Source organism: Enterococcus sp. AZ196 (assembly GCF_050498845.1).
Classification (GTDB): domain Bacteria; phylum Bacillota; class Bacilli; order Lactobacillales; family Enterococcaceae; genus Enterococcus_A; species Enterococcus_A murrayae.
In genome coordinates this window covers 2,415,112-2,433,231 of record NZ_JBIPAM010000001.1, presented here as the reverse complement: position 1 = coordinate 2,433,231, position 18,120 = coordinate 2,415,112, and the positions used below count along the sequence as shown (strand labels likewise).

The following is an 18,120-nucleotide window of genomic DNA, read 5'->3' as shown; positions in this document are numbered from 1 at the left end:
CATTTAAAATAGAAAGTAGGAGGCTCTTATGATTGGATGGCTACTTGATTTAGCAGCTTGGCAGCAAGCGTTGGTGGGAACATTGTTCACCTGGGGAATGACTGCTTTAGGTGCTGCATTGGTTTTCTTTTTTAAAAATATCAATCGTAATGTATTGAACCTAATGTTAGGTTTCGCCTCTGGTGTAATGATTGCGGCGAGCTTTTGGTCATTATTGGATCCGGCGATTGCAGCTGCAGAAGAGAATGGTTCAATTCCTTGGTTAGTAGTCAGTCTCGGTTTTGGTTTAGGTGGATTATTTCTTTATATAGCAGATAAAACGATTCCTCACATGCACTTTGGACCGAACAAAGAAAAAGAAGGACTGCCCAGCCACTTGAAGCGGACGATTTTGCTTGTATTTTCGATTACCCTGCATAATATTCCGGAAGGCTTGGCGGTTGGTGTTGCTTTTGGTGCGGCAAATGAAGCAGCGAATCCAACAGCAGCAGTTTTAGCAGCAATTTCCGTCACGTTGGGGATCGGAATCCAAAACTTTCCAGAGGGTGCTGCTGTTTCGATTCCATTGCGACAGGAAGGCTTGAGCCGAACGAAATCTTTTCTATACGGACAGGCTTCAGGACTTGTAGAGCCGATCGCTGCTGTCGCAGGAGCGATCTTAGTAACGAGTGTACAACCCTTATTGCCGTATGCCTTATCTTTTGCTGCTGGAGCTATGATCTATGTAGTGGTAGAAGAATTGATTCCAGAGGCCCAAGCAACGACAGATAGTAAACATCATTTTGGGGTATTTGGGGCAATGTCAGGATTTATTATCATGATGATTCTCGATGTTGCGTTGGGATAAAGAAAAATCGTCGAAAGCTTTGCTTTCGACGATTTTTTTAATAGGTGCGTCCGCGACGTTTGGTCAACCAGTTGACCAAGAAGTAAGCAATTGCTAATGGAATCGCGACTCTAAAGAATAAGCCGATCAAACCAGATAAGATTGGACCAACAATACTTAAAATCAAACTAGCAACTAAGAAAAAGCCGACAACAGCTAAAATTCGTACAACCATAGGATATTCTTTCATCATTTTAGATTCCTTCTTTCCATTTGTTTTAACTTAAACATAGTTTAGCAAAATATTTTCGCGCTTACGTCCAACTTAAGACGTATTTATTGGCAAATTATGCCTTTTTTTGTTTAATAAGAGTCGAGACAGCTACTTTTTAGTAAGCAACGAATGGAGTTAAGAAAAAATGTCAAAGTCACGAATTGAAGCTTTTACAGATGCGGTGATCGCTATTATTATGACTCTATTGGTATTAGAGTTACACGAACCAGGTGCTCCAACCTGGACGGCATTTTTAAATATGGAGCATAAATTTATTGTTTATCTGATCAGTTTTGTCAGCTTAGCGATTTATTGGAATAACCATCATCATCTTTTTCAACTAGTACGAAAAGTAGATGGCTGGGTATTGTGGGCTAATAATTTTCTAATATTAATGATGACACTCTTTCCATATGTCACTGCTTGGGTTGGGGATTACCCTTTTTCTTGGCCGCCGCAGGCATTATATGGCTTAGTGACATTAGGAACCGATTTCGCCTATTATCTATTGGTTCGAACACTGGTGCGGGCAAACGGTAAAGATTCTCAGGTTGGGCAATTATTTAGACATTATCCTAAATCCTATTTATCAATTGGCTTAGCGATCGTAGCACTGATCCTAGGAAAATTGATTACCCCTATTGCGGTGTTAATCGTTAATGTTTTGATTTTATTGATGTGGTTCATCCCGGAAAAATCGATTGAGAAGATACTGTAAATAGGAATGATTTCAACACCTGCGATTAAAAACTGCAGGTGTATTTAATTTCAGTCGTCATGGATCGCGCCCACTCAACCAATGGTTGACGAGGGCGATGATCAGCCCCACAAAGAGCGGAGCGAGGACATATCGAATCAGCTCGCTCAAGGTGCATCACCTCCTCTCAAAAGTGGAGGCCGACGACAGACATATACCTACGCAAAAGGTATTCAATTGTGAAAGGGCAGAAGTTGACTAAGCTATTCTAGCTTATGTGGCTGGCTATCTAGGTCATCCTTGTTTCGATTTTTCTTTCGCCGAAGCCAGTCAAGAAACCTTTTTCGTGTGCTGAGTTGTTCTGTTTCCTCAGGTTGTGCTGTTGCAGAAGCTGTAGGGACGCTGGCAGAAAGTTCATTATCATCGATTGTGTGCTTTAATCCACTTGTTTGATTTTTTAGTATTAATGAAGGGTGAGTACTTCTTGTTTCTGCGGGTCCTTTCAAAGCCTGTTCAAGCGCATTTCTTGAGGAATTGTACAAATAGTCATAGCTTCTTGTTGATCTAGTAGAAGCTGTTCGTGCTGGTTTTTCAGAGTTAATCGGAGTTTCCAGCTTTATTGAATCGGCAGTCGTAGGTTCCTTTTTCTTGGACTTCATTAAAGAGTCTGCCGTTGTCACCTCTTTATAAGTCTGTTCAGCTGCTGTTTTTTCTTGTTTATTAATTGATACTTTTTTCTCCTTCAGTTCTTTACTTGGAGTGGTCGAGTCATTCTCCACATCAAAAATATCAGTTTCGTACGTGGTAACGAACTTTGCCGTGACGACAGTATCAAATAGTTTTACGCCATTTTTTTCAAAAATATCCAATTGAGTCAGTAGTTCGCAAGCTTCTTTGATCTGTTCTACAGGCAAATCGGCATTCACATTTTTATAGGTCCAGTCGTGTTCTTTGCCTAGACCATTGGTAAAGGTCGTGACTAAATCATGGGTCATTGTTCTGCTTTCCTTTCTAAATTAGTTTTTTGCGTAGGTAATAAAACTTATCATGGTTCGTTGGTTTCATTAGGACGGACTTTTGCAATAAGAGAACGGACAAGTGAGATGGCCTTTTCGCCAAAGTTACGGACAGGAAATACTCTTGCAGCTAACGAGTGCCATTCAGGTGCCATGAAGTAATCTTGAAAGTAATAAAAGAAGCGCTTCATGGTGCGAGTGGCTTTGGTATTCATAAAAATCTCACGCACAAGATCCTTCAGAATGAAGGCAAACTCCTCCGCACCGAGTTGAAAACGGACGCGTAACGTTAAGATGTATTTGATCGTTAAGCTGCTATTTTGAGTCTGGTAATAGTATTCAGTAATTCGTTTTTCTAGTGTTTTTGGTGTTAAGTTAAACAATTGTCGGCAAGTTAACGTTTGTTCATTCATGGATCATGTCCTCCTTATTTCTTGAGTTCTATATTTTTTTAGTTAGAGAAGCGGCGATTGCGCCACCGCTTCTCATTCGCATGGTTTAAAAGATAATCGTTTCAACAGTTTCAACGTACTTTGCACTAACGACTTGATTGAACAGCTTTTCGTCGTCCTTCTTGAACAGGTTTAACATTGTCAGCCGTTCCAAGAATCCTCGAATTTCCTCAGGCGCTTTTCCTTCGCCGGGAGTTGGGAAGCTCCATGTCTGGGAACGACCGCCGCTGGTTTTAAAAATCGCTACTAATTTTTTCATATCTATTTTCCTCCACTTCCTAATTCTTCGTTACGCGTGATTGGCTGGTGATGATCACGCCGTCTAACAACGTATCTTCTTGATCCAGGTTCTTCATGATTTCTCCCAACTCAAGTATCTCTGCTTCAGCGGGATTGTCTACGACATTTGGGAACGTCACTTTCTTTAATTTCTCTGCACCAGGTACAGCGAGCTGCACTTGTAATTTTGTACTTAGTTTTTGCATCATTTCTTATTTCCTCCGTGTGTTTGTATTTTTGTACCGGCCGGTGACTACAAGATAATGGATTTGCAAATAAAATGCGAACCGCAATTTCGATGACGCCCACCCAATTTCGAATGTTTTGGACAGAGAAACGTTGATTCACCGTTGAAAACATTCGAAGTTGAGGGGGTCAAAACGAAATTGACATTTGACATTGGTAGCTCAAAAGGAGTACACTAAAGAATTTTGTCTCGTATCGTTGGTTTTAGGAGAAAAAAAGACTGGATGAAGAACTCATCCAGTCAATAAAGGGGATTAGTGCCAATTCTCCCAATCGATCTCTTGGGGGGTCTCCGCCAATTCTTGATAATAATGGAGAAAGCGTGCGCGTTGATAGCGGCGGTGGACTTCATATTTTTGGGTGACGAACGCTTTGAGGAGCGGGCGTTTTTTCAGACTGCGGCCAAACGAAGTATTCGGCAGGTCCAAGTAATCCAAAGGCTGATCGCCATACATTGAAAAGTGGAAGTGGTCTTGTCGAATCGCCGCCAAGATCCCACAGGCAATCTCTGATCGAACCAATGCATAATATCGCTGGATCGGAATTGCCACCTTTATCCCATTGAGCAGTTCGACATAATGGAGCCCACCATAGGCATGGACGTTCTCGATCTTTAGTGGATTGATCCAGACACTGTTACTGCCGCCTTCCATTGGACACAGGGAAAAATAAGGACACGCCCAAGGAAACTTATATTTACCGAAATGACCGATATCTTGAAGGGCGGAAGAAAGAATCTTATGATCAGGAAAGCAGTGAGCGAAGGAAAACGCCTGCAACGTCGTCAGCGGACTCTGCTCACTGATGAGGATGTCGTCTTCTGTAATGATTAGCACGCCAGATCGATCCGGCATTGGAAGGAGACAATCAATCTCTTCCACAACCAATGGATCAAAGGGTTCAGAAGCCCTGCGATACTCCTCCCATATCTGTCCTCTTGACCGGAAATCCAGTATTTCTCCATAGTAACTCTTCGTCATTGTAACTCCTCCTCTATAAAATAAAGCGCTTTAATTTTATGGTTCCACTAAGAATATACGATAAAACAAGAAATCGGGTGTGTTGAATTTCTTTATTTTCAGAATAGAAAATCGAAAAAATGTAAAAATGGTGTTATATATTAAGAAAATAAGAAAGGATGTATTTTCATCTTTTTGTAAGGAATAAACACTGTTAAATGAATAAAAAGAGACAACTTCTTAATGAATGTAAGAAGTTGTCTCTTGTTTTTGTTCATGCAAGTGGTTGATTAAGTTGTTAATTTTGGATAACTTATTACATAGTTTATCCAAAACTAAGAACAATTTTATTTCATGCTACGAATAATTTAGCAAAAAAATGAATTGATTTGAATTAATTATAAAATATAGGCAAAGAATAATCAATATCTTTTGCAAAAATCATGCAAAAAGAATAATTGTAATGTTTTTAGCGGAAGTGTTTTTATGAAAATCAATTAGAAGTAAGGTCGGATGAAATTAATTCTTGATTATTTGCCGTCAAATAAGCCGTCAGGAGGAGAAGAAGGATGCGCAGAGGAGAAAACATTTATAAAAGAAAAGATGGTCGGTGGGAAGGACGCTATAAAAAAGGCTATAAACCCAATCGCCAAATCAAATATGGTTATATCTATGGACGAACATTCAATGACGTACGAACAAAGCTCTATTCCATGAAAGCCTACTATCTTACCCAACAAGAACTGTATGGGGATGCCTGTATCCCTTTAGAAGAATGGGGAAAGACGTGGTTAAAAGACATCCAGCAGGAGGTAAAACCCGCCACCTACAGTTCTTATGAGTATAAATTAAAGCAATACGTGTTCCCTTATATTGGAGAAACCTATCTGAACGAATTAACCGAAGAAACAGGGAAGTACTTGATCCAGCTCTGGCGAACGAAAGGGTTGGAAGTCTCTACCATGCAGGTCATTTTAAGAATCACCGTTCAATGTTTAACAGCCGCCAAACAAAGAGGCTACTTAAAAGAGCATCCCTTTCTCTCTTTAAAACTGCCAAGGAAACCCAGAAAGACCATTCGCTCCTTGAATAAACAGGAACAACGAAAGTTGGAGAAAGTTGCCTTAGCTGAAAAGAATCAGACCGGCTTACCTACCTATTTAGCCCTGCATACCGGATTGCGAATCGGTGAGATTGCCGCTCTGCGGTGGAAGGATATTGATTTTGAACGCAATTTGATTACTGTTAGCCATACCTATCAGCGCATCTCGCTAAGTGCAAAAGGCAAGAGAACTCAATTAATGATTGGTTCGACGAAAACAGAATCAGGTACACGATCCATCCCTATGAGCCAATCGTTGCGGAAACAACTCTTAAAGTATCACCGACAAGCCAATAGCACGTTTGTCTTTTCGACAAAGAACCATCCGATGGAACCACGATTATTGACCTATCACTTCCATCGAATTCGAAAAAAATGCGGGTTAGAAGAAATCCATTTCCACCAGCTACGCCATACATTCGCGACCCGCTGTCTAGAAGCACAAAGCGATATCCTATCTGTCAGTGCACTCTTAGGGCACAACTCCACCAAGTTGACCTTAGATACCTATGCGGATTCTATGACTGAACAACGAGTAGAAGTGATTTACCGCATGGAAGCCGCCATGTGCTAAAAATATCAAATGGTAGATAACGTTTTCAAAAAATGATTTTCCTTATTTACTGCCCTCTTCCTTTTGTCCAAAATAAGTAAGCGCTTACTTAGAAGAGTAACCAACCTTCAATTTTTTTTCTTTCACTTTTTGTTAAAAAAAGGGTATTCGCGAGTTCACAGACAACCATCCGCCGTCACCTTCCGTCAAAAACCTTCTATAAACGCTGATATATCAGTGTTTATAAGCATAATCATAGTTTTGGATAAACATAGAAAAAAATAATCAAAACATAGCGAAAAAGGCATCACTCTATTTTAGTATCAAATGTACCAGTTTGTACATTTTAGATATAGAAAAATGAACATTTAAGGAGAGAGAAGAGATGAATAAGAAAAAGTTAGTAACAGGTTTGTTAAGTGCAGCATTCCTTGGAGGGGTATTGGCGACCACAGCATTACCGGCAGATGCGGCTACATATAGTGGACAATCAAATGGATCGGTAATATTTAAAAAAGGAACATTGGTGACACCGCCAATCACACCTCCAGTAGTACCACCAGTAACACCGCCAGGAACTGATTTTGGTTTGATTTACGTTCCGAAAGAATTTAACTTTGCGGAAACAACGGTACCGACAACGGTTGTTTCAACAACCACTGTCGTTCCTATTGATGCGAATTGGGAAGGAAAACCTGCCACAAATACTGGTGGAGCTGGTGGAACGAATACGGCTACCAAACATTTCTTAGTAGGAGATGTACGAGGAACTCGTGCGGCTGGTTGGAAATTAGAAGCGAAATTAACTGCCGATCTTGCGGATACTGGATCTGGTAAATCATTAACAGGTGCGACTATTACAATGGCTCAAAGCATTAATGAAATGAATCCAACTGGTTGGGTAGCGACTCCAACTACGGCAAGTGCAACCGTGCATACACCAGATACAGTAACACCAGCAGTTACATTAAGTACTGCAAGTACAATGATTATGAGTGCTTCTGCTGAAACTGGTGTTGGTAATGCGGATGGTCGTGGTGAAGGGTATTGGCAGGGGGAATTTACGAATATCAACTTAAATATTCCTGCAGCGCCAATGAACGCTGTTGCGGCTGGCGAACAGTATGAGGGAACCATTGACTGGACGTTAACGGATTCTATTTAACAAAAAAGTGAAAAAAGGAGAGGTTGAAGATGAGGCATTGTCTTCAACCTGTCTTGTCTAAAGGAGCCGAACATGAAACGACTACTCCCGATTTTTAGTTTAGTACTATTGATTCTTTTTCCAACGATTGGTTTGGCCGAGGATACCAAAGAATCGCAGGGGATCACAGAAAATGAAAAGCGTGCCGGCTTCACGGTACAAGCGGTCTTGCCTGAAAATCAGATCAACGACCGTGTGAGCTTCTATCATTTATTGATGCAGCCTGAGCAGAAGCAGACGATTGAAGTAAAAATTATGAATAGCTCAGCCGATAAACAAACCTACAAAGTCGAAGTGATCAATGCGGCAACAAATAAGAACGGCTTGATTACATACGATGAGCGAGACAAAAAGCCGGATAAGAGTATGACGCTGCCGATCAATGAAGTAGCAAAGCCTAAAAATAAAGAAGTGTCTGTCGAAGCCTATTCAGAAGGAAAAGCGGAAATAGATATTCACCTTCCGAAAGACACTTTTCAAGGGATTCTGTTAGGCGGTGTTCGCATTTCGCTGAAATCAGATGACGAGGAAGAAGAAAGTCAGGGAATGGCGGTAAAAAACACTTACGGCTATGCGATTGGTTTGGTTCTGACAGAACAGGATTTTGCGCCGATCTATGGCGAAACGGATTTGAAGCTATCAAAGCTTCAACCAGAGATCGATTACGGCAGTAAGGTCTTAGAGGCCAGTATTCAAAATCCGTATCCAGAAGCGATGCAAAATTTAACGGCAGAAGGAAAGATTGTTCGCAAAGGGCAGGAAAAGGCTATCGCAAAGAACAAACAGGAAAAGGTGAAAATCGCACCAAATTCTGTCTTTCCTTTCCAAATTGATTGGGGGATGCAGGAGGTCTCAGCAGGAGAATACACCTTTATCGGGAAAGTCAAAGGGGAAACGAAGACCTGGAATTTTAAGGAAGATTTCACGATTACTCGCGAAATGGCGAAGAAAATGAATCAACAAACGGCGTTTCGTATCTTTATCCCGAGTTGGTGGACTACTAGTTTCTACGTCATGGGAACTGCAACGGCAGTCGTGACTGCTTGGCTCGTCATTCGCTTTGTCAACCGAACGAAAGGGAGGGAAAAACGTGAAGAAGAATAAAGGTCTGTATCTGTTGGTTGGGTTGTTTTGCCTAACCGTCAGCAGTGCGTCCGTTTATGCAGCAAGCCAGACAACACAGAATCATGTGGGATTAAAGATTGCAGGAACTACGAGTACGACAACATCAACAACAACGTCTACTAGTAACACAACAAGCTCGACTACATCCAGTTCGACAAGTTCTAGCAGTACGATACAAAGCGAGTCTTCGTTGCCAGTGACAAAATCCAGTGAAAAGAAAGAGAGTATTTTCTTTTGGCGAAATAATGATGGCGGTTCAGCAGGAACGCCGTATTATTATTCGAGTGATAAGTTATTGCCGCAAACAGGTGAGTTGCTTTCAATTACGTTGCCGTTTGTGGGGGTATTTTTAGTCATGCTGGTTTTCTTCTATCTTATGAAAGAGAGGAGAAAAAGTCATGAGTAGAAATAATTTTAAGAAGTGGTTATTCCCATTGTTTGTTGTGGGTAGTATTCTCGTAGGAATTATTTTGTTTCCACAAAAAGGTGAAGCGTATGGACTTAATCTAGCACCTGAAGATGTTTATTTCGAATTTGTGGATAATCAAGGAAATGAATTGCCTTTTTCAATGGGACTAGAAGGGACATCTGTTGTGGCCAAGGGATATATAAGTGGTAGTTCTCCACCAGTATATACTAGTCTTATAAGCGCCAACCCATTGGCAATTACAAAAACATTAGGTCAGAATCATTTTACGTTACATTTACCTGCTTTTAATCAATCGTCTTCGACAAGTGGAGATAATTTTCTAGGCTTTTTATCAAACATAAAGATAAATACTCCGATGCCTTATGTAAAGGAATTTAGCCATGCTCCTCCATCTGGAATCGTAGCACCTGTGAAGAATACGATGAGTGTTAGTAGTGGTATGGAATTATTCCCTGGCGGAGGAACAACTTCTCAAGCTATTATTTTTAATGTGAACAAAAATGCTGATAATACTCATTATATCAGACATAGTTTGGGAACACACATCATAGGAGGCTATTCTGACATTAGATTTGGAACAAGATGGGTTTATAATGAGAACGGGTACTATATTACTGGAGCATTTCAAGTTTGGGGGCGAGCAGGTGATACTATTCGATTTTACGTAATTTATTATCAAGTAAAAGAAGTATTTGAAGATGAAAGTGGTGCTTTGATCCCTGCTCCTTCTGGATATACTAATGAACGTTATGAAAACATCACAAATCAACCATTTGCATATAAAATGACGAACGATTCTAGTCTTCCGAAAACTTATACAGATTCAGGATATATTTATACGTACAAGGGATGGTATAAGGGAAAAGGGAATAAGGCTAGCATGGACACTACACATCCGCCATCCATTGGATTTAATGCAACATTAGTAGCTGATACTCAAAATGAAGTCCATGTTGTTTACAATAAACGAGCTATTCGTACGGTGGATGAAGAGTATATTGATACGAGCTCAGGAACGATCGATCCTTCTTGGAACAACATGGGGCAAACAATGGCTGATGGCGATACCTTCACGCAGACGCCTGCACCAACGAAAACCACTGGTGGTGTTGATTGGGAATATCAAGGATGGAAGTTAGGTTCTGAACCGATGAGCGCTATGCGCCCGAGTACAATGCCTGTATCCCACACGATTTCTGGAAATACAACAATTCAATATGTCTATCGGAAGAAACAACACACCATCACTGAAAAATGGGTGGATCAATCAGATGGTTCAACATTGATTCCAATGACTGGAAATCCGAAAACGGGTTCTATTGATGACAATGATAACTTCACCGGCTCAGCAACCACGCCAATTACAGATACCAGTGGTGGAATCTGGGATTATGTTGGCTGGGAAAATGTAACGGATGCACCGGGAACGGTGAATTCATCTCCTTCTTATGCTGTTACTAATGTTAAAGGCGGAAAAGAAGTACGCTATCACTATCAAGCACGGAATACCACAGCGACTCTTGACCTGACACCAACTCCGCAAGTTGTCGCAAGTGGTAGTTCAGTTTCATGGAGTTCCCGGTTAACCAACACAGGGACTTCTACGTTGAATAATCTGAAGCTAAAAGCAACCAGTAATTGGGCTGCGGGCTTATCTGCCCCTACACAAGTGACGGTGACACCTGTGGGTGGTGCGGCACAGAACTTTACAGTAACACCCGTGGATTGGGCCGGCGGATTCAGTCTAGCAGGTATCAGTATTCCAAATGGTGGACCAAACAACTACGCAGACATTACTTTTACGGACACTGCGACAGGCGCGGTGAATCAGGTGCTTCCTGCGGAGATTGAAATTGATGGGAACATGGCAAGTCCATTGACTGCAGAGAACTTTGTCCGTATCGATGATCCAGATGAACCAAATTTGAAGCCAACAGGTAATGCAGGCTTGATCAATATTCCTGATTTTCGTTTTGGCGATGTAGAAGTGAAGCCGTATGCTCAAACAAAAGGATTAGATGCGGCTTCTTATCAATCCGGATACAATCCCTACATTCGTTACATGGATCAAGAAAGTCTGAGCGGCTGGTCGTTAACTGCGAAGCTTGGACAGTTCACCAGTGGTTCGAAGACCTTACCTGCAACGACCACTATTCAATTAAAAAATGGGGATCTGAAAGAGGTCCAAAATTACAATAAAAACAGCGAATCATTAACCAGTCTGGGTTCAACAGGTACTAAAGTCATTCCTTCTGACAGTACAACTGTCCCATTGACGAATGGTGCCGCGCAAGGTGTTTACCAGTTAGACTATGCCTTCAACGATGTTGAACTAGAGTTACTAGCGCATTCTGGTATCGCTGGCTTGAAATACGAGGCTGACATGGATTGGACATTGACTACAGCACCGTAAGGAAAGATAAACGAACAAGGAGTGGTATCGATGTACAATTTTGTCTGGCTGTCTGCGGGAATGGGGGGTCTTTCCCTTATCCTAGCCATCTTTTTCCTAGTGAAGGATCTGGCTTATTGTGAGCGGACGCAACAGAAAAAGCTGACCTATCTGCTGGCGAACTGGGGAATGTTCCTCTTAGCGATCGTCTGGATTGGTCTGGGAATCAGCTTATATGTTCTGATCCAGAACCAGTTAACTGCTTAAAAAAGGCCGCTCGAGTTCCTTCGAGCGGCTTGTACATAGAAATGCAAGAACAAGGGGGAAGAGGTGGAAAATGACGCGCATATTGATCTTAACAAAAAATATTTCGGTAGAAACAGCCCTGCAGATACAGCTCCAAAAACTGAATTACGAAGTGCTGGTTTCGGTGTCGATTTGGGAGCTGTGGGCGAACGCGCGGCGGGTAGATCATTTGATGAAGTCCTTTCAGTGGATATTTTTGAGCGAGACGCTCACAGATAGTGAAGCAAAGGAGTTCGGTGAACAAGTCACCACTGATTGTCTGGTGCGAATCGTCGGAGAAGAACCCGATGAGGCCGCTTTAGCCAACTGGCGCAGCTGGCATGTGTTTGATTGGGTCGAAGCGAACACCTCGCTGGAAAGGCTAAGAGAAAAGCTGCTCTATAAGGCACTGCTGCAGCGGGTCGATTTTAGCGTTGATCCACTGAGCTCTAACCCTCGTTTTTCCGACTATCAGAAAAAAGCCTTTCCCTTATATTTTTCAGATATCCATTTTACAAAGATGGAGAAAGAGATTATTCAACACCTGAAGGAAGCGGACAATCTATCCTTGGCCCGGGACGAGCTCTGTCACGGCTGGCGCTCGAAGAATCAAAACTCCAAGCTGAGCCAGCTATCCTCAGCGATCACAAGAATTCGCAAAAAGGTATTCGATGCCTATGGAATAGAGGATGCGATCCATACCCTTTGGGGCGAAGGCTATCAGCTGAATACGTACTTTTACAACTGCCTAATGAAGGGTGAGTTTCAAAAGCAGCACTAAAAAAATCAGAGAGTAGGAATATGAATGAGTCAGATTCTATTATTTACCAAAAATCCCTTGAACGAACAAGTATTTGAAGACCGCCTGAGACAGCTGGGTCATGAAGTATTCACGACGAAAGAGCTGGTGGAACTGTGTCTGTTGGATACTGCCAATCACGATTTCATCCAAATCTTCCACCAAATCATTCTCAGCGAGACCATCGCCAATGTCGAAGTAAAAGAACTCGTGAAGACCCTGAATAACTACACGATTCCAATCTTCCGAAAATCCGATGAGCCCGTCGATGAAGCCCAGCTAGAAGAATGGCAGAAGCTTGGGATCACCGAGTGGATCGAAAGCCGCCCGAGTGTTGAATCACTAAGAGAAAAACTCAGCTGCGACAAACTAACCAACGAAAGCAAGATCGTCTTTTTACCAAAGACTAAGGAGAAGCTTTCCCTAGCCAGACTGGCACTAAGCAGCGGCGAATTAAAACTATTCGTCATTCTTTACGAGCAGAAAAACCAAACCATCCCCCGCGACGAGCTCTGCCTGCGGATGTGGAATAGAGGCAAGAGCAACTCCAGCATGTCTCAGCTCTCGGTGATGGTGAAACACTTAAAAGCCAAGCTTGCAAGTAAAGGCATTACTGGTCCGATCATTGAAACCTGTTGGGGCCGAGGGTATCGACTGCATGAGACGGTGAATGAGCAGATCGTGGTGGATGTTGTGGATGATGTGCTGTTTGGACAGCAGTAAGAGGTCTTTGGGCCTCTTTTTTTGAAGCAAGCAATTGTTTATTATCTGACGCTTACAGTTATTGACTAAAGAACGATGAATTGAAAAAGTGACTTACAGTTGATATATTCCGTGATCACTGACTATTTGAAAAGGACTAGTGGCATTGTCTAAAAAGAGATTAGGATATAGGGTTCAAAGAAATGGTATCCAAAAGTATTTACTTAGTTGACATGTTGACGGTGTGGTTGGTTATTCAGAAGGGGACTTTTAGTCAAAACTATAAAAAATAGATCGCTATATAACTTTGGCTGGTTAGTTAAGCGATCTATCGTATTAAACGGGCTCCAGTTGATCTCCTTGTATTTCATCATGAAGGCCTTCTTTCTTAGCCTGCTATACGCTGAGAACTTCTTAGAACATAATAAATAGCACATCTTTATCGTATGGAAGCGTACCATATTAAACTATGAAAGCCAAAAGGAGTAACAGCTTATATACAATTACAAAAATAGAATTGTGTAAAAGTGTAAATATTTAACTCAAAGAAGCAATTGAATCAGATCCTTGATCCTGATTTCTTTGCTTCTTTTTTCTTTGGTATTTTGTTCTGATCCATTCGAAACAAACTGCCTTTAGCAAATATCGTATGGTACACTATTTTAAAGATGATAATTTCATTTGAGAGGCTTTAAAATAGAATAATGAGTGTCTTCGATCACTGGACATTCAAGGAGGTATTTATGTTAGAAGCGATTATTTTTGATATGGATGGCGTATTAGTTGATTCAGAATATACGTATTTCCAAAGTAAATCACAGATCTTAAGGGAAGCGGGGCATGAAGTAGAAGAAAGCTATCATTTTCAGTTCATGGGGACGACTGGTGAGTATATGTGGGAACAAATGAAGCAAGAGTTTTCACTGCCTTTGTCAGTACCAGAGTATATCCAGCAGATGACTGATTTACGCCAGGCAATGATTAAACGGGATGGAATCAAAGTGATTCCCCATGTCCAAGCTTTTGTTAAAGGATTATCTGAAGCAGGATTGAAGCTGGCGGTAGCCTCCTCCTCTTCATTAGCAGAAATCAAAGTGAGCCTAGCAGAAATCGGCTTGTCTAATTATTTTTCAGAAGTAGTAAGTACGGAAGAAGTAACGCATTCAAAACCTGCGCCCGATGTTTATTTAGCTGCAGCGGAACGATTAGGTGTGAATCCTGAAAATTGTTTGGGGATTGAAGATACAAAAAATGGAACAGGCGCTGTTCGAAATGCAGGAATGGTTTGTGTCGGTTTTGCGAACCCAGCGTTTCCAAAGCAAGATTTGGCTTTTGCCGATACCGTCGTTTCAACTTTTTCTGAATTAGATGCTGAGTCTCTCGTTAAAATTTATCAAGAAGTGAGGAAGCACCATGCCTAAAGCAGCTATTTCCAGTAAAGCTTTTTTGATTGAAGGCGGATGCAATGCCTGCGGTCTGCAAAATACTGAGACCTTCACTATTCACTTTGAAGATCAACGCTCCGATGTGTTAGACAACTTTGATGTTCCTTCACTTGTTCAAACAATTGCGCAAAAGAACGGATGGCGCGAGACAGTAATTCCTATAGGGATTAGCGAGGAAGAGATTGTTTTGAAAAAAGAAAACGAGGTGATCAAACCGAGATATCTTGGTGATCAAATTCTCTATCAAAATAAGGAACAGCGGATTCAAACAAAATGTATTTTCGAAGACAATGAAGAATTATTTAAGCAGGTTAATGAAATTTTGGTTCAATTGTTTAAAGTAGAACCTTATGAAATCAAAATAGCAGTCATGTAAATCCTAGGAAAATCTAGGATTTTTTTTGAGATTTGATAAATGAAGCAAAAACTAGAGAGAGCATCAACTAAAAAGATTAAGATGAATCATTTAGTCCAAGATTTTTATCATTGAATTTGCAAAGTCTAGCTTACATAAAGAACAGACAAAGAATGAGACTCTTGCTAAAATGAGGGAAGAACAAGAGTACCAAGTTGCATAATACGTAGTTAAAAACAGGAATGCTAGGATCGATAATCACCTTCATTTAGGGCTTTCTTGTCTTTAATCATTTTTTTTTGTGAAAAAAAGCATTTGTAGGCACCAAGTTGCATAAAGAACACTGAATTATTGGGGAACAAAGAAGATAGAAATGTAAGCGTTTTTTGTATAAATTGAAGATGTAAAGAGGGATGAGAATGAATTTAGAAGAACGAACGAATCAGATTTTTGTTGAGTTGGTTAACAATCCGCAAATCACTAGTAAATCGTTGTGTGAGAAATTTGATTTGACACGAGGGCAATTAAATTATGCGTTGAAAAAAATCAATGATTCTTTATTAGACGAAAAGTTGAGTGAGATTAAACGGACAAAAAATGGTCATTTTCTGATCGCAAATGAGATTCTTTCAAACTATAAGGGTGGTGATGAGCAGCTCGGGGTGCCAACTGAAAGCTATGTGTTTTCTGGTAAAGAACGAGCAGCCATAATTGAATTGATGTTATTGAGTAAGGAAGACTATTTATCACTGAATCATTTCATTGATGAGTTGAAGGTCAGTCGTAATACGGTACTGCGAGATCTAAAGGAAGTGGATCAAGAGCTTCGACAAAATGAGTTAGCGTTGAAGTATACCCGCCAAAAGGGCTATTTTATCCAAGGCGACGAATGGAATAAGCGCAATGTGCTTTCTGATTTATTAAACAATTTGGCAGTGATGTATAACGGAATAAACTTCATTATCCAATTTGCCAATATCGATCCGCAGCAGATTGACGTCTTTCGCAAACGAGTGGAATTGGTGGAGGAAGAACTAGAGGTTCAATTTACAGATGAGCGTTTAAGAACGTTGCCGCTACTGATTATTCTGATGATCAGACGAGCACAAAAAGGAAAATTGATCTCCTATAGTTTCAAGGTAAATTATCGGGAGCTTGCGGATACGAAGGAGTATTTAGCTGCTGATCGAGTCATTTGGGATGTCGATGGCTTAAGTGAAAATGAACGGGTGTATGTAACAATGCTGCTGCTGACGACCAATCTTTCTCGAGGGGATATTTTATCAGTAAAAGAGATTAACAAGATGAAGGAGGCCTTGGAGAAGGTCATTGCAAATTTTGAACGAATCGCAGGAGTTAATTTGGAGGAAAAGGAAAAATTACTGGAACGGCTGCTGGTACATATGCGGCCTGCCTATTATCGAATCAAATATCACCTTAATCTGCAGACTCGTTTTTATCAAGAAAACAAGGATGCAAACCTGTTTTCATTGTTTTACTTAGTGAAAGAAGCCAGCGGTCCATTAGAAAACTATTTTGGTCAGCCGGTTCCAGACGCAGAGCTATTTTTCATTTCGCTGTTTATCGGCAGTCATATAGTCGAGAGTACGGAAATTGTTCACCCGGAAAATCGGAAACGGGCGATCATTGTTTGCCCTAATGGTATTTCAATCGCTGCTTTGTTGGAGAATACATTGAAGAACTTACTTCCAGAAATTGATTTTGTTCGCTCGATGTCCGCTCGGGAATTTTACCGGACAAACAATGAGGTAGATTTCATTTTTTCCGCGGTTCCGCTGAAAACTGATAAGAAGCTATTTGTAGTCAACAACTTTTTATCTGATCAGGAAAAACGTCAATTACGAGAACGAGTGTTGCGATCTACTGCAATCATCCAAACAGAGATTGTTACACCAGAGAAAATCTTAACGGTGGTGAAAAAACATGCTCAGGTCGTGGATGAAGCAAGTCTTTATGAAGAGCTGCTTAGCTTGTTTGCACCGAAGGAATCGATGATCCTAGAAAAGAAACGGCCGCATTTGGTTGATCTTTTAAAAGGGGAGACGATCCAACTATTCGAAGAGACGATCAGCTGGCCAGAGGTTTTAGAAGCGTTGGCACGGCCATTAGAACGACAGCAGGTCATTACAACAGATTACGTCAAAGCATTGAAAAAAGAGATGCCGGTCTTGCCTGCCTATACTGTTTTGCGACATAAAATTGCGTTGCCTCATACAGTGGCCGAGGCGGGCGCGATTGGAGTAGGAATCAGTTTAGGTCTTGTAAAAAAGGGTGTTTTTGCAGAAGATGGCAGAAAAATCCATACCGTAATTTTACTGGGCTCCAATGATAAGGAGGAGCACCTGGATTTGATTTTTGAAATGATGAGTTTAGCAGGAGCAAAAGAGCTGACACAATTAGAAAAAGCAACCTCGGAAGAAGAGATTCGAGAGGCGTTGATCCAGTTCAACGATGAGTATTGGAGGGCAAAATAATGACAGAAGCGACACTAAGTGCTTATGTGAAAGAACCGTTAGTCTTTGCACAGGAGAATTTTTCTTCTCAAGCAGAGTTGTTTGAGCAAGTTGCGCAAAAGGCTTTAGATTTAGGCTGGGTACGAGAAGACTTCTTGGACCGCATTCGAAAAAGGGAAGAAACCTTCCCAACTGGAATTCAATTAATGAATGTGGGTGCGGCAATTCCTCATACAGATGCCGAGTGTGTGTTGGAAGAGTTCGTGGCGGTAATCACGATGCAAGAATCCGTTGTATTTCACAATATGGAAGACAACAACAAGCAAGTTAAAGCACAAATTATCTTTGTTTTAGGATTGAATCAACCCCATGCGCAGTTAGAAATGTTGCAGTCTTTAATGGGATTATTACAAAACGAAACCGTTCTATCAGAGCTATTGTTAGCGACAACGGAAAATGAACTGATCCGTACTATCAAAAAAAATCAATTATAAAACATGAAAAG

Annotated in this window: 21 protein-coding genes; 14 read left to right on the top strand and 7 right to left on the bottom strand. The window is 41.0% G+C overall.

The window, feature by feature from the left end; all coding sequences use genetic code 11:
- The first annotated feature begins 28 nt into the window (after nt 1-28).
- Nucleotides 29-847 carry a ZIP family metal transporter gene (locus tag IGI67_RS11690; RefSeq protein WP_207109759.1) on the top strand — a complete coding sequence of 273 codons (819 nt, stop codon included), beginning with the start codon at nt 29-31 and terminating at the stop codon, nt 845-847.
- Between the two features lie 37 nt (nt 848-884).
- On the opposite strand, the gene IGI67_RS11685 is transcribed toward IGI67_RS11690, so the two are convergent.
- Nucleotides 885-1,079, bottom strand: a complete 195-nt coding sequence (locus IGI67_RS11685) for a hypothetical protein (protein WP_429957810.1) — start codon at nt 1,077-1,079, stop codon at nt 885-887.
- A 166-nt stretch (nt 1,080-1,245) separates the two neighbouring features.
- Between IGI67_RS11685 and IGI67_RS11680 the strand changes: the two genes are divergently transcribed.
- Nucleotides 1,246-1,818: a TMEM175 family protein gene (locus IGI67_RS11680; protein ID WP_429957809.1), complete on the top strand. Its 573-nt coding sequence runs from the start codon at nt 1,246-1,248 to the stop codon at nt 1,816-1,818.
- Nucleotides 1,819-1,875: 57 nt separating this feature from the next.
- Here IGI67_RS11680 and IGI67_RS11675 read toward each other — a convergent pair whose 3' ends face one another.
- The 6 genes from IGI67_RS11675 to IGI67_RS11650 all read right to left on the bottom strand — a co-directional run bounded on the left by IGI67_RS11675 (nt 1,876) and on the right by IGI67_RS11650 (nt 4,770).
- Nucleotides 1,876-1,968 carry a type I toxin-antitoxin system Fst family toxin gene (locus IGI67_RS11675; RefSeq protein ID WP_111945260.1) on the bottom strand — a complete coding sequence of 31 codons (93 nt, stop codon included), beginning with the start codon at nt 1,966-1,968 and terminating at the stop codon, nt 1,876-1,878.
- 92 nt (nt 1,969-2,060) lie between these two features.
- Nucleotides 2,061-2,792, bottom strand: coding sequence for a DUF2922 family protein (locus tag IGI67_RS11670; protein WP_429957808.1), 732 nt, complete (start codon nt 2,790-2,792; stop codon nt 2,061-2,063).
- 50 nt (nt 2,793-2,842) lie between these two features.
- Complete coding sequence (locus tag IGI67_RS11665; protein WP_429957807.1) at nt 2,843-3,226, bottom strand: hypothetical protein; 384 nt, start codon at nt 3,224-3,226, stop codon at nt 2,843-2,845.
- An 85-nt stretch (nt 3,227-3,311) separates the two neighbouring features.
- Nucleotides 3,312-3,524 carry a DUF2922 domain-containing protein gene (locus tag IGI67_RS11660; RefSeq protein ID WP_429957806.1) on the bottom strand — a complete coding sequence of 71 codons (213 nt, stop codon included), beginning with the start codon at nt 3,522-3,524 and terminating at the stop codon, nt 3,312-3,314.
- A gap of 19 nt (nt 3,525-3,543) precedes the next feature.
- Nucleotides 3,544-3,753, bottom strand: a complete 210-nt coding sequence (locus tag IGI67_RS11655; protein ID WP_429957805.1) for a hypothetical protein — start codon at nt 3,751-3,753, stop codon at nt 3,544-3,546.
- Between the two features lie 291 nt (nt 3,754-4,044).
- A complete protein-coding gene (locus IGI67_RS11650) occupies nt 4,045-4,770 on the bottom strand; it encodes a hypothetical protein (protein WP_429957804.1) in 726 nt (241 codons plus the stop codon).
- Nucleotides 4,771-5,318: 548 nt separating this feature from the next.
- Here IGI67_RS11650 and IGI67_RS11645 point away from each other — a divergent pair.
- The 12 genes from IGI67_RS11645 to IGI67_RS11590 all read left to right on the top strand — a co-directional run bounded on the left by IGI67_RS11645 (nt 5,319) and on the right by IGI67_RS11590 (nt 18,109).
- Nucleotides 5,319-6,425: a tyrosine-type recombinase/integrase gene (locus IGI67_RS11645; RefSeq protein WP_429957803.1), complete on the top strand. Its 1,107-nt coding sequence runs from the start codon at nt 5,319-5,321 to the stop codon at nt 6,423-6,425.
- 364 nt (nt 6,426-6,789) lie between these two features.
- On the top strand, nt 6,790-7,569 hold the full coding sequence (locus IGI67_RS11640; protein WP_429957802.1) for a WxL domain-containing protein: 780 nt from the start codon (nt 6,790-6,792) through the stop codon (nt 7,567-7,569).
- A 72-nt stretch (nt 7,570-7,641) separates the two neighbouring features.
- Nucleotides 7,642-8,712, top strand: a complete 1,071-nt coding sequence (locus IGI67_RS11635; protein ID WP_429957801.1) for a DUF916 and DUF3324 domain-containing protein — start codon at nt 7,642-7,644, stop codon at nt 8,710-8,712.
- Complete coding sequence (locus IGI67_RS11630) at nt 8,699-9,139, top strand: LPXTG cell wall anchor domain-containing protein (RefSeq protein ID WP_429957800.1); 441 nt, start codon at nt 8,699-8,701, stop codon at nt 9,137-9,139. Before IGI67_RS11635 ends, IGI67_RS11630 begins: the two co-directional genes overlap by 14 nt.
- A complete protein-coding gene (locus tag IGI67_RS11625; RefSeq protein ID WP_429957799.1) occupies nt 9,132-11,576 on the top strand; it encodes a WxL domain-containing protein in 2,445 nt (814 codons plus the stop codon). The genes IGI67_RS11630 and IGI67_RS11625 overlap by 8 nt, the downstream gene beginning before the upstream one ends.
- 30 nt (nt 11,577-11,606) lie before the next feature.
- Nucleotides 11,607-11,822 carry a hypothetical protein gene (locus tag IGI67_RS11620; RefSeq protein WP_429957798.1) on the top strand — a complete coding sequence of 72 codons (216 nt, stop codon included), beginning with the start codon at nt 11,607-11,609 and terminating at the stop codon, nt 11,820-11,822.
- 70 nt (nt 11,823-11,892) lie between these two features.
- Nucleotides 11,893-12,621, top strand: a complete 729-nt coding sequence (locus IGI67_RS11615) for a helix-turn-helix domain-containing protein (protein ID WP_429957797.1) — start codon at nt 11,893-11,895, stop codon at nt 12,619-12,621.
- Nucleotides 12,622-12,645: 24 nt separating this feature from the next.
- Nucleotides 12,646-13,362, top strand: coding sequence for a helix-turn-helix domain-containing protein (locus tag IGI67_RS11610; protein WP_429957796.1), 717 nt, complete (start codon nt 12,646-12,648; stop codon nt 13,360-13,362).
- A gap of 722 nt (nt 13,363-14,084) precedes the next feature.
- Nucleotides 14,085-14,762, top strand: a complete 678-nt coding sequence (locus IGI67_RS11605) for an HAD family hydrolase (RefSeq protein ID WP_429957795.1) — start codon at nt 14,085-14,087, stop codon at nt 14,760-14,762.
- Complete coding sequence (locus IGI67_RS11600) at nt 14,755-15,162, top strand: DUF4809 family protein (RefSeq protein ID WP_429957794.1); 408 nt, start codon at nt 14,755-14,757, stop codon at nt 15,160-15,162. Before IGI67_RS11605 ends, IGI67_RS11600 begins: the two co-directional genes overlap by 8 nt.
- A 398-nt stretch (nt 15,163-15,560) precedes the next feature.
- Nucleotides 15,561-17,636: a BglG family transcription antiterminator gene (locus tag IGI67_RS11595; protein WP_429957793.1), complete on the top strand. Its 2,076-nt coding sequence runs from the start codon at nt 15,561-15,563 to the stop codon at nt 17,634-17,636.
- Nucleotides 17,636-18,109: a PTS sugar transporter subunit IIA gene (locus IGI67_RS11590; protein ID WP_429957792.1), complete on the top strand. Its 474-nt coding sequence runs from the start codon at nt 17,636-17,638 to the stop codon at nt 18,107-18,109. The genes IGI67_RS11595 and IGI67_RS11590 overlap by 1 nt, the downstream gene beginning before the upstream one ends.
- The last annotated feature ends 11 nt before the right edge of the window (nt 18,110-18,120 follow it).

Coding starts and splice junctions, on each gene's coding strand:
- IGI67_RS11690 (WP_207109759.1), top strand. CDS start 29: ATGATTGGATGGCTACTTGATTTAGCAGCTTGGCAGCAAGCGTTGGTG.
- IGI67_RS11685 (WP_429957810.1), bottom strand. CDS start 1,079: ATGATGAAAGAATATCCTATGGTTGTACGAATTTTAGCTGTTGTCGGC.
- IGI67_RS11680 (WP_429957809.1), top strand. CDS start 1,246: ATGTCAAAGTCACGAATTGAAGCTTTTACAGATGCGGTGATCGCTATT.
- IGI67_RS11670 (WP_429957808.1), bottom strand. CDS start 2,792: ATGACCCATGATTTAGTCACGACCTTTACCAATGGTCTAGGCAAAGAA.
- IGI67_RS11665 (WP_429957807.1), bottom strand. CDS start 3,226: ATGAATGAACAAACGTTAACTTGCCGACAATTGTTTAACTTAACACCA.
- IGI67_RS11660 (WP_429957806.1), bottom strand. CDS start 3,524: ATGAAAAAATTAGTAGCGATTTTTAAAACCAGCGGCGGTCGTTCCCAG.
- IGI67_RS11655 (WP_429957805.1), bottom strand. CDS start 3,753: ATGATGCAAAAACTAAGTACAAAATTACAAGTGCAGCTCGCTGTACCT.
- IGI67_RS11650 (WP_429957804.1), bottom strand. CDS start 4,770: ATGACGAAGAGTTACTATGGAGAAATACTGGATTTCCGGTCAAGAGGA.
- IGI67_RS11645 (WP_429957803.1), top strand. CDS start 5,319: ATGCGCAGAGGAGAAAACATTTATAAAAGAAAAGATGGTCGGTGGGAA.
- IGI67_RS11640 (WP_429957802.1), top strand. CDS start 6,790: ATGAATAAGAAAAAGTTAGTAACAGGTTTGTTAAGTGCAGCATTCCTT.
- IGI67_RS11635 (WP_429957801.1), top strand. CDS start 7,642: ATGAAACGACTACTCCCGATTTTTAGTTTAGTACTATTGATTCTTTTT.
- IGI67_RS11625 (WP_429957799.1), top strand. CDS start 9,132: ATGAGTAGAAATAATTTTAAGAAGTGGTTATTCCCATTGTTTGTTGTG.
- IGI67_RS11620 (WP_429957798.1), top strand. CDS start 11,607: ATGTACAATTTTGTCTGGCTGTCTGCGGGAATGGGGGGTCTTTCCCTT.
- IGI67_RS11615 (WP_429957797.1), top strand. CDS start 11,893: ATGACGCGCATATTGATCTTAACAAAAAATATTTCGGTAGAAACAGCC.
- IGI67_RS11610 (WP_429957796.1), top strand. CDS start 12,646: ATGAGTCAGATTCTATTATTTACCAAAAATCCCTTGAACGAACAAGTA.
- IGI67_RS11605 (WP_429957795.1), top strand. CDS start 14,085: ATGTTAGAAGCGATTATTTTTGATATGGATGGCGTATTAGTTGATTCA.
- IGI67_RS11600 (WP_429957794.1), top strand. CDS start 14,755: ATGCCTAAAGCAGCTATTTCCAGTAAAGCTTTTTTGATTGAAGGCGGA.
- IGI67_RS11595 (WP_429957793.1), top strand. CDS start 15,561: ATGAATTTAGAAGAACGAACGAATCAGATTTTTGTTGAGTTGGTTAAC.
- IGI67_RS11590 (WP_429957792.1), top strand. CDS start 17,636: ATGACAGAAGCGACACTAAGTGCTTATGTGAAAGAACCGTTAGTCTTT.